We start from the raw sequence: 14047 nt of genomic DNA on the forward strand, positions 1-14047 counted from the left end.
TGAAAAAATAATTTCAGGCCAGTTCGATACGCGTCCACCAACCGAGGTAGCGGGTGATACGCAGCGGCATGGTCTGCTCCAAGGAACGCAAGGCGCGCGCGCTGTCATCCAGCGAAATCACCCCGGAAACCGGCAGCGCGGCGGCTTGTGCGCTGATGCGCAGCACCCCCGGCTGGTACGGGCGCAAGGCCTCGATGACATCGCCCAACGGCCAGTTGTCGACCTCAAGCATGCCGCTGTGCCACGACGCTTCGCCACTGCGGTTGGCTGCCAGCAACCGGACATCCTCCGCCATGCGCGCGCCGTGGCCTGAGCGCAATTGCTGGGTGTGATGCTCACGGCTGACGACCTGCACCTGCTCGTCCAGCACCCAGACATGCGCGGACTGCTCATGCAGGGCAACCATGAAGCGCGCTGCGGACGTCTGCACGGTGCCGAACGGGGTAAGCACTTGCAGCGGGCGCATGTCTGGTTGGGCGTCGATCAGCAGTTTGCCGGCGCGTAAGGTCAGGGTGCGTGCGCTTGTGCTGAAGGCGATATCGACTGCGCTGCGGGCGTCGAGTTGCAGCTGGCTGCCGTCATCCAGCGGCACCACGCGGCGCTCGCCGGTGCCGGTGCGCTGATCGGCACCGAGCTGCGCCAGCGGCAGGCCCGGCTGGCTCAACAACCCGCCGCAGGCGCCGACACCGGCCACCACCAATGCTCCGCGCAGCAGCTGACGCCGCGAAGTGTCGGGCGTTTGCAGGGCATGACGCAGGGCGCGGCCAGGCTCGCCATTGAGCGGGGCCAGGGTTTGCTGCAAGTGCCCCTGAACCTGGGCCCAGGACAGCGCATTGAGGCGATCTGCTGCCAGCCAGGCATTGAACGCTGCCTGCTCGGCGGTGCCGACCGGGCTGTCCTGGAGGATCACCGTCCAGTCGATGGCTTGCTCCAAAGCGCGCCGTTGCGGGGTTTTGCCTGCACGCGCGCTCATGACGCCAGCAGTTCCTGGCAACACAGGCGCAGGCCTTTGGCGATGTACTGCCGCACGCGGATCACCGAGACACCAAGCATGGCGGCGATATCGGCGTGCTTCATGCCGTCGACCTGGCTGCACAGAAAGGCCGCCCGCGCCCGTGGCGACAAGCCGGTCAACAGGTTGTCGATCGCCAGCAGGCTTTCCATCACCAGATAACTTTCTTCAGGCGATGGGGCTGTGGCTTCGGGTTGCAGGGCCAGGGCTTCAAGGTAAGCCCGCTCTAGATCACGGCGCCGCCAGCTGGCGTACATCAGGCGCTTGGCAATGGTGGTCAGCAGGGCCCTGGGTTCGCGAATCGCCTGCAGGGAAGGCAGGGCGACGACCTGGGTGAAGGTTTCGGCAGCCATGTCCGCAGCATCGTGCACACAGCCCAATCGAGCACGCAGGCGCCCCAACAGCCAGCCGTGATGCTCGCCGAAGAGTTGGGTCAATGCCTGGTGGTGTGAGGTGGTGTCGCAGGTCTGGGGAGACAGATAAGCGTGAGTGAGCGACATGGCAAGCTAGGCCTTGATACTAATGGAAACAATTATCATTAGATCTAGGCGATCGCACAACTCCTTAATGTCGGCAGGACTCCGGCGCCCTGGAAATCTAATCAGTACTATAATGCTGGTTTATTGCATGGATTGTTATTAACAAGAACTTTATTGCCGATTAGTGTGGGCGGAGCTATATTTTGCAGCATTAAAGTTCCGATTGACGAGGGCGTGATGGCTGAGCAACTCACTCTGCAGGCCTTTGTGGAAGGCCAATGGCACGACGCGTTGGTACTTACCGTTCAAAATGAGCAGCGGGTGGCTGACAGTGCTTGTACCACTGCCTATAGCCAAGGCTACCTGGTGGAATTTATCGACAGCATGGGGTCTGCTTTCGAGCCCGCTGTCAGTGTGAATTTGCCGTTGAGCTGGACGGCGACGGATACCGTCGGGTATCCCGCCTTTGTCTACGACATCGTTCCCGCCGGTGCGGCACGTAAATCCCTTGAGGCCCGTTTCGGGCACGAGAAGCCCGAAGGGATGGATATGGAGTTGTTCCTGTTCAAACGCTGCACGCCAGCCCCTGTCGGACACCTGCGTGTCAAGGAGTCGAGCGAGCATATCGATCCTGCCAGTGACATCGCTTTCCCACGGCAAGACGTTATTGAGCGATCGAATGATTTCCTTGAGTACGCCTATGAGCTCGGCGCCGCCATGGGCGGCGCGACCGGAGCTCAGGGAGAGGCGCCGAAGCTGCTGATGACCGAGGATGTCAACGGCGGTCTACATGCCGATGCCGTGCTCGCGGATGACCAGGCACACCGCCATTGGTTGGTGAAGTTTGCTCGTAACAAGGTGACTGAACGCGATAAGGATATCCTGCGTGCCGAGTTTCATTATTACCGGGCGATCGCGGCACTGGGGCTCGATACCGTGGCGATAGAGGGATTGGCGCTGGAGGAAGCTGAAAAGCCGAGCCTCTGGATGCCACGTTTCGATAGGCGCGCAGACGGCGGCAGAGTAGAGCGTATTGCGATGGAGTCGATCTATTCGGTCTGCGCCAACACGGTACCCGGCTCGGCGATGCAGCATGAAGAGGTCGTGCAGCGACTGGTCCATCTGTGGAAAGCAAACCAGCAGGATGATGAGATCGATGACCTGGTGTTCGAGTACGTACGCCGCGATCTGCTTAACCGCATCCTGGGTAACTCGGATAACCATGGCCGCAACACCTCGATCTTCCGTCACAAGGGACGACTGCAGTTGGCACCTATCTATGACCTCGCACCGATGGTGCTCGACCCGGAGGGGGTTACGCGGGTGACCAAGTGGCAGAGTGAGCGGGCAGGTTCACCTGACTGGGCTGCGGTGTGTGCCTCTTTCGATGGCGTGCTTGATACGCAGCGGTTGATGCACAGGTTGAAGCAGGCGGCGCAAGCGTTCCGGGCGCTTCCCGACCTGTTGAGCGAGTTGCCTGAAGGCGTACGCAGGGCACAATCGATTCCCTTGAATAATCTGGATGTCCGTTTGGCGGAGTGGGGCCTGCAATGAAGTTGATCTCGATTGAAGAACGCCAAAAGCTCATTGAAGACATCAAGCTGAAAAATGTGGCTGGCCAGGAGACCCTCGGTACCACGATTCGCCGCTTGCGTGTCGAGGTGACCGGCCTCGATCAGGCAACCTTTGCGACCATGTGCAAAATGTCGACGAAAGCGCTGTACCAGCTGGAAACGGACAAGGGCAACCCGACCATCAATACGCTTAACGGTATTCTGCGCCTCTTCGGTATGAGGATGACCCTTGGCTCAATCGGCATGCCGACCTTTCCCGCAGAGGATCGTACGGTGATCAAGAAGCGCGGTGCGCGACCACCGGCCCGCAAGGCCAAGGCTGGCGTGTAAGCGTCTTTCGTCAGCCTTTACTTGGCCAGCCAAACACCTCGCACGCATTGCGCGTACTCACCTCAGCCAGGCGCTCCACTTCAATCCCGATCACTTCCGCCAGCGCAGTCGCAATCTGCGGTAAATGCTCGGGGCTGTTGCGCTGCCCGGCATACATCACCGGCGCCATGTCCGGGGCATCGGTCTCCAGCACCAGACTCTCCAGCGGTAACTGCGGCAGCACCTTGCGCAGGCGCAGTGCTTGCGGCCAGGTCGCGGCGCCGCCCAAACCCAGTTTGAAACCGAGCTTGTGGTATTCGCGAGCCTCTTCAAAACTGCCAGCAAAGGCATGAATGATGCCGCCACGCGGGAGCTTGTAGCGCTTGAGCGTAGCGATCACTGCGGCATGGCTGCGGCGCACATGCAGCAGGGCGGGCAGGTTGAAGTCGACGGCCAGTTGCAACTGGGCTTCGAAGCAGTGCTGCTGACGCTCGCGGTCGAGCTCCGGGAGGTAGTAATCGAGGCCGAATTCACCGACGGCGCACAGCTGGCGCTCGCCGTGCAGGCGGTTCAGCCAGTCGCCCAGTTCACGCAGGTGTTCCGGGCGGTGCTGGTCGAGGTAGACGGGATGCAGGCCGAAGGCGGCGTACAGGTGCGGGTCGCTGCTCACCAGCTCCCACACCCGCTGCCAGTTGTCCTGGTACACCCCGAGCACCACCATGCGCTCGACACCCGCAGCCCTGGCGTTGGCCAGCAGGGCCGTACGGTCAGGGTCGAAATCCGGAAAATCCAGATGGGTGTGGGTGTCGATCAGGCGCATGTTCAGGCCTTGATGATTCGCTGTTTGAAGGTTCGACCGACGGCGTGTACGCCAGGTTCGTAGTGTTTCTCTTCAACCGCTGCCAGCGCCAGTTTCAGGGCGATCTCGGCCATCACGCCGTGTTGCTGGGCCATGGCGTTGACCGGCAGCGGCAAGAAGTCGAGCAGTTGGTTATCCCCGAAGGTGCCCAGTTGCAGGCTGCGCGAGTCGGCCGGGCGCGCCTGCAGTACGTCGAACACGCCTTGCAGCAGCACGTAGGAGGTGGTGACCAGGGCATCGGGCAGGCCACCGAGTTCGGCGAGCAGTTCGGTCATCAGGCGCTGGCCGCATTCGCGGCTGAAGGCTTCGCCCTGGTAGCGGCTGACTGTGCCGGTAAAGTCTTGCAGGGCTTCATCGAAACCACCGGCACGCGCCTGGCTGACGCTAAGCTCTGGCCGCGCACCGATCAGGGCGATGTGCGCAGGCTTGGTGGCGAGCAGGCTGCGGGTCAGTTGCAGGCTGGCGTTGCGGTCGTCGCTGACCACCGAGCAGAAATGCGCCGGGTCCAGGCTACGGTCGATGGCGATGATCGGCAGGCCCTTGGCTTGCAGCTGGCGATAGCTGTCGTCACCGGCCGGCAGGCAGCTGGCGACAAACAGCGCATCGCAGCGACGGGCACGGAACAGCTGCTGCAACTGGCGCTCGCTCTCGGGCTGGTCGTCGCTGCTGGCAATCAGCAGTTGGTAACCTTTGGCCCGGGCGCCTTGTTCCAGTTGTTTGGCAATGCGTGCGTAGCTGGGGTTTTCCAGGTCCGGGAGAATGAACCCGAGGGTCTTGGTGTGACGGCTACGCAAGCCGGCCGCCTGCGGGTTGGGGGTGAAGCCATGGGCTTCGACCACCGCACGCACACGCTCCACCGTGCTGTTGCTGATGCGTTGCTGTTCGGCCTTGCCATTGATGACATAGCTGGCAGTAGTCACGGACACACCGGCCAGACGGGCGATATCGCTGAGTTTCACCGCAAATTCCTTGTTATACCGGGGCTGCTTGCACAGCCTGACCGGGAATTGTCGCCGATTCTAGGATCAGGGCGCAGACGACCATTGTCGCAATTGTCCGACAAGATGGGGCTTCATTGATCGAAGATTATCGAGTAACGTGCTCACAATTCCAGATTAAACGTTTCAGCAAGCGATTTTTCTGCCGAACCACTGCCTGCCAAGGGCTGATAGCAACTGGCCCTGTGCTGAAAAATTCACAACAATACCTCAGCACCCACCTGGTGCTGCAAAGGAGAAGGTCATGCTCGAGCTCACTGTAGGGCAGATATCCATGGGCCAGTCGGCTGTGGATAAGTCGGCGGCGCTGCAGCTTATGGCCGAGCACCTGGTCCGCGATGGCCTGGTTGCCGACGGCTATCTGGCGGGCGTGCAAGCCCGTGAGGCGCAGGGTTCGACCTTTCTTGGCCAGGGTATTGCGATCCCTCACGGCACCCCGGAAACCCGTGATCAAGTGTTTACCACCGGTGTGCGCTTGTTGCAGTTTCCCGACGGCGTGGACTGGGGCGATGGTCAGCGGGTGTACCTGGCCATCGGCATCGCCGCACGCTCCGATGAACACTTGCGCTTGTTGCAACTGCTGACCCGCGCCCTGGGCGAAACCGACCTGGCTGAGGCGTTGCGCCGGGCCAGTTCTGCCGAGGCGCTGCTCAAGTTGCTGCAAGGCGCCCCGCAGGAGCTGGCGCTGGATGCGCAGATGATTGGCCTGGGTGTGCCCGCTGAAGATTTCGACGAGCTGGTCTGGCGCGCAGCGCGGCTGTTGCATCGCGCCGACTGTGTCAGTGCAGGCTTTGCCGGAGTGTTGCAGCAGGTCGAACCGCTGCCGCTCGGCGAAGGCCTGTGGTGGCTGCATAGCCAGCAGGCGGTACGTCAGCCCGGGCTGGCCTTCGTTACCCCGCAACAACCGCTGCGCTATCGCGACCAGCCCCTGCACGGGGTGTTCTGCCTGGCCAGCCTGGGCGCAGCGCATCAGGCGTTGCTTGAGCGTTTGTGCGCTCTGCTGATTGAAGGCCGTGGCCAGGAGCTGTGCCGCGCCACCAGCAGCCGCACGGTGCTGGAAGTGCTGGGCGGTGAAGTGCCGGCCGATTGGCCCAGCGCGCGTATCGGCCTGGCCAACGCCCATGGCCTGCATGCGCGCCCGGCCAAGGAGCTGGCGCAACTGGCCAAGGCCTTTGACGGCGAAATTCGTCTGCGGGTGGTCGACAGCGGTCAGCCGGCCGTCTCGGCCAAGAGCCTGAGCAAGCTGCTCAGCCTCGGTGCCCGGCGTGGTCAGGTGCTGGAAATCATCGCCGAACCCCATGTTGCCGCCGATGCATTGCCGGTCTTGCTGGCGGCGATTGAAGCGGGGTTGGGCGAGGAAGTCGAGGCGCTGGCTGCGGTGCCTGAGGTGGTGCCTGAAATACTGCCGGAGCCTGAGCTTCAAGCGCCGTTACCGGGGGCGGTGATCCAGGGCGTGGCCGCCGCGCCGGGGATCGCCAGCGGCCCGGCGCATATTCAGGTACTGCGTGAATTCGACTATCCACTGCGCGGTGAATCGCTGCCCAGCGAGCGCCAGCGTCTGCAGCAGGCGCTGGCGGCGGTGAATGCCGAAATCGGCGCGCTGATCCAGCGCAGCCAGGCCAAGGCCATCGGCGAAATTTTCATCACCCATCAGGAAATGCTCGCCGATCCCGACCTTACTGACGAAGTCGACCAGCGTCTGCGTCAGGGCGAAAGTGCTCCGGCGGCGTGGATGGCAGTAATCGACAACGCGGCGCGCCAGCAGGAGGCCTTGCACGATGCCTTGCTTGCCGAGCGTGCTGCCGATCTGCGTGACATTGGCCGGCGGGTGCTGGCCCAGCTGTGTGGCGAGGCTGACATCCCGGCTCCGGAGCAACCCTATGTGCTGGTGATGGAGGAGGTCGGCCCGTCGGATGTGGCGCGTCTGGACCCGACGCGCGTCGCCGGGATCCTCACCGCCCGTGGCGGGGCGACGGCGCACAGTGCCATCGTCGCGCGCGCGCTTGGCATTCCTGCTGTGGTGGGTGCAGGTGATGCAGTGTTGTTCATCGCTTCAGGTACGCCACTTCTTCTCGATGGCCAGCGCGGTCGCCTGCAAGTCGCGCCGCCTGCCGATGAGCTGCAGCGCGCCCTGGCCGAAGGCGATCGCCGCGAGCAACGTCTGCAACTGGCCCGTGCCCATCGCCTGGAACCGGCGGTGACCCGTGACGGCCATGCCATCGAAGTGTTCGCCAACATTGGTGACAGCAAGGGCATCGAGGCGGTGGTCGATCACGGTGCCGAAGGCGTTGGCCTGTTGCGCACCGAACTGATTTTCATGGCCCACCCGCAGGCCCCCGACGAAGCGTTGCAAGAGGCCGAGTACCGCCGCGTTCTCGATGGCCTCGCCGGCCGGCCACTGGTGGTGCGTACGCTGGATGTCGGTGGCGACAAACCGCTGCCTTACTGGCCGATCGCCAAGGAGGAAAACCCCTTCCTCGGCGTGCGTGGCATTCGCCTGACCCTGCAACGTCCGCAGGTGATGGAGAGCCAGTTGCGCGCCTTGCTGCGTGCGGCGGGTGACCGGCCGCTGCGGATCATGTTTCCCATGGTCGGCCAGCTTGAAGAGTGGCAACAGGCGCGGGCGATGGTCGAGCGTCTGCGCGAAGAAATCAGCGTCAGCGACCTGCAACTGGGGATCATGATCGAGGTGCCTTCGGCGGCCTTGCTTGCCCCGGTACTGGCCCGCGAAGTGGATTTCTTCAGTATCGGTACCAACGACCTGACCCAATACACCCTGGCCATCGACCGTGGCCATCCGAGCCTGTCGGCCCAGGCCGACGGCCTGCACCCGGCAGTGCTGCAACTGATCGACATGACCGTGCGTGCCGCCCATGCCCATGGCAAGTGGGTGGGGGTATGCGGCGAGCTGGCGGCTGATCCGCAGGCGGTTGCCGTGCTGCTGGGGCTGGGCGTCGATGAGCTGAGCGTTGCCGCGCGCAGCATTGCCGAGGTCAAGGCCCTGGTCCGTGAACTGAATTATGAACACACCCGGCAGCTTGCTTCGCAAGCCCTGCTGCTGGGCAGTGCCAGCGCCGTACGGGCGCTGGTGGAGAACGATTGAATGGCCAAGATACTCACCCTGACCCTCAACCCGGCGCTGGACCTGACGGTCAGCCTCGATACGCTGTACAGCGGCCAGGTCAACCGCAGTCAGGGCCAGCACAGCCATGCGGCGGGCAAGGGCCTGAATGTCGCGCAGGTGCTGGCGGACCTTGGCCATAGCGTTACCGTGGGAGGTTTTCTCGGTGCCGACAATCTGCAGCCGTTCGAAGACCTGATCGCCCGCCGCGGCTTTGCCGATTGTTTTGTTCGCGTGCCGGGCGAGACCCGCTGCAACATCAAGCTGGTGGAAGCCGATGGCCGCGTGACCGACATCAACGGGCCGGGCCCGGAGGTTGGCGAGCAGGCCTGCGAACAGCTGCTGGCCAAGCTGACGTATATCGCCCCGGGCCATGATGCGGTGGTGGTGGCGGGCAGTCTGTCGCGTGGCCTCAGCCCGCAATGGCTGCGGCAATTGCTTGAGCAGCTCAAGGCCATGGGCCTGAAGGTCGCTCTGGACAGCAGCGGTGAAGCCCTGCGTGCCGGGCTGCAAAGTGCGCCCTGGCTGGTTAAACCCAACACCGACGAGCTGGGCGAAGTGCTGGGCAGCAGCGTGCACAGCTTTGCCGAACAACAGACGGCGGCCCGCCAGCTGATCGCTCAAGGTATCGAGCATGTGGTGGTGTCCCAGGGCGAGCGTGGGGTCAATTGGTTCCAGCAAGGTCGCGTGCTCACAGCGGTGCCGCCGACGGTCAAGGTGGCCAGTACGGTCGGTGCCGGGGATTCGTTGCTGGCTGGCATGGTTCATGGCCTGCTCAGCGCTGAGCCAGCAGAGCAGACCTTGCGCCGGGCCACCGCGATTGCCGCCCAGGCCGTCACCCAGATCGGATTTGGCATCAATGACCGGGCCCAGCTGGCGCAACTGGAACACGACGTGCGTCTGTGCGAAGAACAACAAGAGGGTTGCAGATGAACATTGCCATCGTCACCGCCTGCCCCAACGGCCAGGTCTCCAGTGTGCTCAGTGCGCGTCTGCTGGAGGCTGCTGCGCAACGTCTGGGCTGGAGCACCAGTGTTGAAGTGCATGATCCCCGGCAACCCCAGGGGCAATTGTCGGCGGCGGTGATCGCGGCCGCCGACTGGGTGCTGGTGGTCAACAGCGGCCAGCTGGACTTGCAGCGTTTTGCCGGTAAGCGCCTGTTCCAGAGCACGCCGGCCCAGGCCTTGAGCGATACCCAGCACTTTCTCTGTCAGGCGGCGGAGCAGGCCGAGGTCTATCAGCCGGTGGCTGAAGCGCCATCGACAGCGGTCGAGCGCAGCGCAAAGATCGTTGCCATCACTGCCTGTCCGACCGGCGTCGCCCACACCTTTATGGCCGCCGAGGCCTTGCAGCAGGCGGCGCAGCAACTGGGTCATCAACTCACGGTCGAGACTCAAGGCTCGGTCGGGGCGCGCAATCCACTGGCGCCTGCGGCAATTGCCGAGGCCGATGTGGTGCTGCTGGCTGCCGATATCGAGGTACCTACCGAACGCTTTGCCGGCAAGCGTATCTATCGCTGCGGAACCGGCGTGGCGTTGAAACAGGCGCAGGCCACGTTGAACAAAGCCCTGGCGGAAGGCCGCGAGGAGTCAACCGCGCAAAGCGCCAGTACGAGCCGCAGCGAGAAAACCGGGGTCTACAAGCACCTGCTCACCGGTGTCTCGTTCATGCTGCCGATGGTGGTGGCGGGCGGATTGCTGATCGCCTTGTCCTTCGTGTTCGGGATCGAGGCCTTCAAGGAACCCGGCACTTTACCCGCCGCGCTGATGCAGATCGGTGGCGAAGCGGCGTTCAAGCTGATGGTGCCGTTGCTTGCCGGCTATATCGCCTACTCGATTGCCGACCGTCCCGGGCTGGCGCCGGGGATGATCGGTGGCCTGCTGGCCAGCACCCTGGGGGCTGGATTCATCGGTGGCATTGTCGCCGGTTTTCTTGCCGGTTACAGCGCCAAGGCCATCAGCCGCTGGGTGCGTTTGCCCAGCAGCCTGGAGGCCCTCAAGCCGATCCTGATCATTCCGTTGCTGGCCAGCCTGTTCACCGGTCTGGTGATGATTTATGTGGTCGGCAAGCCGGTGGCCGGGATGCTCGAAGGGCTGACGCATTTTCTCGACAGCATGGGCACCACCAACGCAATTCTGCTCGGTGTGCTGCTTGGCGGGATGATGTGCGTGGACCTCGGTGGGCCGATCAACAAGGCTGCCTATGCGTTCTCGGTGGGCCTGCTGGCGTCGCAGAGTTACGCACCGATGGCGGCGACCATGGCCGCCGGCATGGTGCCGCCGATTGGCCTGGGCATCGCCAGTTTCATCGCCCGGCGCAAATTCGCCCAGAGCGAGCGCGAGGCGGGCAAGGCTGCCTTTGTGCTGGGCCTGTGCTTTATTTCTGAGGGGGCGATTCCGTTTGCTGCCAAGGACCCGCTGCGGGTGATTCCGGCAAGCATCGCCGGTGGCGCGCTGACCGGGGCGCTGTCGATGTACTTCGGCTGCAAGCTGATGGCGCCGCATGGCGGCTTGTTCGTCCTGCTGATTCCCAACGCCATCAACCATGCGTTGCTGTATTTGCTGGCGATTCTGGCCGGCAGCCTGCTGACGGCGCTGGTGTATGCCGTGCTCAAGCGCAGTGAAGGGGTGGAGCTGGCGGTACAGCCAGTCAAGGCCTGAGCAAGGGAGGATAGCGGTCCGGGGGGCTTGAGTGACTCGCCAACGGAAGACCAGAAAATACAGATGCATTTTAGGAAGCGTCTGACATCTATTTTTTGTCGCTCTTGGTAGCGTTTCCGGGTGTTTACGCGCGCTCAGGCACAATTTCGCTTGGGTGTTGCGTGGTTTCTCTCCCCTCCGTTTAAGGACAAACGCATGTTCGCACCCGCCAATAGCGTGCAGTTCGAATTGTTGATCCCATCGGTTCGCAATGATTTCAAGGTACTGACGTTTGACGGCACGGAAGCCATCAGCACCTTGTACGCGATCCACATTGAACTGATCAGTGAGTACCCCGACTTCGATCTCGAAAGCCTGCTCAGTCAGCCGGCGTTCCTTCAGTTCGGCCTGAATGGTGAAGGTATCCATGGGCGGATCGAAAATGTCAGAGTCGGCGAACCCGGCACACGCCTGACCCGTTATCACCTGACCCTGGTCCCTGCCCTGCACTACTTGCAGTTCAGCCACAACCAGCGAATTTTCCAGCAGCTGACGGTGCCGCAGATCATCGCCCAGGTGCTTCAGGGCCATGGCATCCAGGCCGATGCCTTCAGCTTCCATGTTCGCAACAGCCCCGTGCGCGAGTACTGCACGCAGTATGGGGAAACAGATCTCGACCTGGTCCGGCGCTTGTGCAGTGAAGAAGGCATCGCCTGGCATCACCAGCACAGCCCGGACGGTCATCGGCTGGTGTTCACCGAAGACCAGACCTTCTTTCCCAAACTGGGGGCAACCCCTTATCAGCAAGGCACCGGACAGGTGGCCGATGAGCCGGTTATCAGCCAGTTCTCCCAGCGCTTCAGTACCCGCACCACTAAGGTCACCCGGCGCGACTACGACCTGAAACGCCCCAGCAGGCTGGTGGAAAACCAGTGCACCGCCGAGTTCAAGCCGACGCTTGAGGATTACCACTACCCCACGCCGATCGACACCGAAGAACGCGGCAAACAGCTAGTCCGCCAGGCCCTGGAACGGCATCGCAGCGACTACCAGCTGGCCGAGGGCAAGAGCGATCAGCCGAACTTGCGCAGCGGTCATTTCTTTGACCTGCGTGAACACCCGCGTAAAGCCTGCAACGACTTGTGGCTCCTGCTCAGTGTGACGCACGAAGGCAAGCAGCCGCAGGTGCTGGAGGAGTCGGCCGACAGCGACAACCCGCCCGAGGACGGCTTCAGCCAAGGCTACCGCAACAGCTTCAGCGCCATCCCCTGGGACGTGTTCTACCGGCCACCGCTGGTCACCCGAAAACCCGCGCTGGTCAGCCAGACAGCGCGCGTTACCGGACCCGAAGGCGAAGAAATCTTTTGCGATGAGCATGGCCGGGTCAAAGTCGAGTTCCATTGGGACCGCGCCGAGCTGAACAGCGACAAGAGCAGTTGCTGGCTACGGGTAGCGTCCAGCTGGGCCGGGGAGGGCTTTGGCGCGGTGACCATTCCGCGCATCGGTATGGAAGTAGTGGTGACCTACCTGGAGGGCAATCCCGACCAGCCGTTGATTACCGGCTGCGTGCCCAACACGCTCACGGCGGTGCCGTACCCGTTGCCCGCGAACAAAACCAAGACCGTGTTGCGCAGCCGCAGCTCACCCAGCAGTGGCGGCTACAACGAACTGTCGATCGAAGACCGGGCCGGGCAGGAAAAAATCTACCTGCGTGCCCAGCGCGATCTGGAGCAGAAGATCGAGAACGACAGCCAGCTTGAGGTGGGTAACGAACGGCGGGAAACCATCAAGGGCAACAGCATTGCAGTACTGGAAGCTGAAGACCAGTGCACCGTGACGGCGGATCGCAAGGTCGAACTCAAGGCTAACGATTACCTGCAAGTCGCCAGCAGCATCCACACCCGGGTCGGGCAAACGCTGGTGGTCGAGGCCGGTCAGCAAGTGCACCTGAATGCCGGGGCGCAAGTGATCCTCGATGCTGGCGCCAGCATCACCTTGAAAGGCGGCGGCCAGCACATCGTGATCGGGCCTGGCGGCATTTTCAGCAGTACTGAAATTCAAATCGGCGGGGCACCGGTGGCCGGCGTTGCCCTCCAACAAGCACAGCCCACTCAACTGGTGGCGCTACACGCGCCTTTGCTACCCCAGGAGCAGCGCCTGGCACTGATCGCCAAAAAGCCGATCTGTGCGCTTTGCGAAGCGGCTAAACAACAAGGGGAGCAAGCCGATGCGTGAGTTACCGCCACTGCCGGAAGATCTGCCCTGGACCACGCCTGCGTACTTGTTGCTGGACGGTGTCAGCGTGCCGGATCTGCTGCAACGTCTGCAGCGCTGGAACAATCCAGTCTACTGCCTGTACCTGACTACGCGCTGGCATGAGCTGGCAGACCTATCGCCGTGTTTGATCGCGCTCAGCGGCCACGATGATCCGCTGCTGGCGTACTTTCAGGAACACGCCGCCCTCGAATGGGGTTATCTGCTGTTCAGCAATGCCGATGTTCACAAGCTGTGTGAACACTGGCGCCACTTGCTCAGTGTGGAACAGGCAAAAGGCCTGGAGGTGATGCCGCGCATTGCTGATCCGGCGGTCATGCATCAACTCTTCAGTCTCGCCGAGCAAGCCGGCAGTGCCCGTTGGTTTGGTCCTGTCACGCACGTTTGTTTACCGGATGGGGTGGATGCCTGCTGGCGGCAACATGCGCAAGCACATCAGGCCAGTGCTGAGCCCAGGACCTATCGATTGACCGACCCGGAACTCACGGCGTTGGGCGACGTCGAGTTTCGCAATGCCGTCTCCGGTTTGTGCGAACACTTGCACAGGTACTTCCCGGGTTTCCTCGCAACGGTTGCACCGTCTTCCCCGCGTCAGTACGTGCAAAAAATCGCGGAACAAGCCTATCAACACGGCTTTGCCTCAGACCAGGAACTGAGCCTGTACGCGAACGTTTTCGGTTATCTGCGCGGGCAGCCACTGACTGACTACCCGGATATCCATCGACTGCTGAGCGAATCTACGCCGGATGCCCCATTGACCCGTGTGCGCCGAGCCGCCGAAC

At 62.5% G+C, this 14047-nt stretch carries 11 protein-coding genes; 7 read left to right on the forward strand and 4 right to left on the reverse strand.

Annotation, left to right across the window (positions count from 1 at the left end; all coding sequences use genetic code 11):
- Positions 1 to 13: 13 nt before the first annotated feature.
- Together NPS47_RS22200 and NPS47_RS22205 are read right to left on the reverse strand one after the other, a co-directional pair.
- Entirely contained in the window at positions 14 to 973 is a 960-nt protein-coding gene (locus NPS47_RS22200) for a FecR domain-containing protein (protein WP_274296903.1), read from the reverse strand.
- Positions 970 to 1512, reverse strand: coding sequence for a sigma-70 family RNA polymerase sigma factor (locus tag NPS47_RS22205; protein ID WP_274296904.1), 543 nt, complete (start codon positions 1510 to 1512; stop codon positions 970 to 972). Before NPS47_RS22205 ends, NPS47_RS22200 begins: the two co-directional genes overlap by 4 nt.
- 216 nt (positions 1513 to 1728) lie before the next feature.
- On the opposite strand from NPS47_RS22205, the gene NPS47_RS22210 reads away from it, so the two are divergent.
- Complete coding sequence (locus NPS47_RS22210) at positions 1729 to 3045, forward strand: type II toxin-antitoxin system HipA family toxin (protein WP_274296905.1); 1317 nt, start codon at positions 1729 to 1731, stop codon at positions 3043 to 3045.
- The gene (locus NPS47_RS22215) at positions 3042 to 3395 is read left to right on the forward strand and encodes a helix-turn-helix domain-containing protein (RefSeq protein ID WP_274296906.1); all 354 of its coding nucleotides are present in this window, start codon (positions 3042 to 3044) and stop codon (positions 3393 to 3395) included. The genes NPS47_RS22210 and NPS47_RS22215 overlap by 4 nt, the downstream gene beginning before the upstream one ends.
- Before the next feature lie 10 nt (positions 3396 to 3405).
- Here NPS47_RS22215 and NPS47_RS22220 read toward each other — a convergent pair whose 3' ends face one another.
- Both NPS47_RS22220 and cra read right to left on the reverse strand, forming a co-directional pair.
- A complete protein-coding gene (locus NPS47_RS22220) occupies positions 3406 to 4194 on the reverse strand; it encodes a TatD family hydrolase (RefSeq protein ID WP_274296907.1) in 789 nt (262 codons plus the stop codon).
- A gap of 2 nt (positions 4195 to 4196) precedes the next feature.
- Positions 4197 to 5192, reverse strand: coding sequence for a catabolite repressor/activator (cra, locus tag NPS47_RS22225; RefSeq protein WP_274296908.1), 996 nt, complete (start codon positions 5190 to 5192; stop codon positions 4197 to 4199).
- A 283-nt stretch (positions 5193 to 5475) separates the two neighbouring features.
- On the opposite strand from cra, the gene ptsP reads away from it, so the two are divergent.
- The 5 genes from ptsP to NPS47_RS22250 form a co-directional block, all read left to right on the forward strand.
- Complete coding sequence (gene ptsP, locus NPS47_RS22230; protein ID WP_274296909.1) at positions 5476 to 8334, forward strand: phosphoenolpyruvate--protein phosphotransferase; 2859 nt, start codon at positions 5476 to 5478, stop codon at positions 8332 to 8334.
- Entirely contained in the window at positions 8335 to 9285 is a 951-nt protein-coding gene (gene pfkB, locus NPS47_RS22235) for a 1-phosphofructokinase (RefSeq protein ID WP_274296910.1), read from the forward strand.
- Entirely contained in the window at positions 9282 to 11012 is a 1731-nt protein-coding gene (locus NPS47_RS22240; protein ID WP_274296911.1) for a PTS fructose-like transporter subunit IIB, read from the forward strand. The genes pfkB and NPS47_RS22240 overlap by 4 nt, the downstream gene beginning before the upstream one ends.
- 195 nt (positions 11013 to 11207) lie before the next feature.
- Complete coding sequence (locus NPS47_RS22245) at positions 11208 to 13226, forward strand: type VI secretion system tip protein VgrG (protein ID WP_274296912.1); 2019 nt, start codon at positions 11208 to 11210, stop codon at positions 13224 to 13226.
- Positions 13219 to 14047 (forward strand): DUF4123 domain-containing protein (locus tag NPS47_RS22250; RefSeq protein ID WP_274296913.1); only part of this gene is annotated, 829 nt, incomplete at its 3' end. The genes NPS47_RS22245 and NPS47_RS22250, both read left to right, overlap by 8 nt.

Source organism: Pseudomonas putida (assembly GCF_028682475.1).
GTDB lineage: Bacteria > Pseudomonadota > Gammaproteobacteria > Pseudomonadales > Pseudomonadaceae > Aquipseudomonas > Aquipseudomonas putida_AG.

Excerpts from the sequence above, each read along its gene's own strand:
- NPS47_RS22220 (WP_274296907.1), bottom strand. The coding sequence starts at position 4,194 with ATGCGCCTGATCGACACCCACACCCATCTGGATTTTCCGGATTTCGAC.
- NPS47_RS22240 (WP_274296911.1), top strand. The coding sequence starts at position 9,282 with ATGAACATTGCCATCGTCACCGCCTGCCCCAACGGCCAGGTCTCCAGT.
- NPS47_RS22245 (WP_274296912.1), top strand. The coding sequence starts at position 11,208 with ATGTTCGCACCCGCCAATAGCGTGCAGTTCGAATTGTTGATCCCATCG.
- ptsP (WP_274296909.1), top strand. The coding sequence starts at position 5,476 with ATGCTCGAGCTCACTGTAGGGCAGATATCCATGGGCCAGTCGGCTGTG.
- NPS47_RS22205 (WP_274296904.1), bottom strand. The coding sequence starts at position 1,512 with ATGTCGCTCACTCACGCTTATCTGTCTCCCCAGACCTGCGACACCACC.
- pfkB (WP_274296910.1), top strand. The coding sequence starts at position 8,335 with ATGGCCAAGATACTCACCCTGACCCTCAACCCGGCGCTGGACCTGACG.
- NPS47_RS22200 (WP_274296903.1), bottom strand. The coding sequence starts at position 973 with ATGAGCGCGCGTGCAGGCAAAACCCCGCAACGGCGCGCTTTGGAGCAA.
- NPS47_RS22210 (WP_274296905.1), top strand. The coding sequence starts at position 1,729 with ATGGCTGAGCAACTCACTCTGCAGGCCTTTGTGGAAGGCCAATGGCAC.
- NPS47_RS22215 (WP_274296906.1), top strand. The coding sequence starts at position 3,042 with ATGAAGTTGATCTCGATTGAAGAACGCCAAAAGCTCATTGAAGACATC.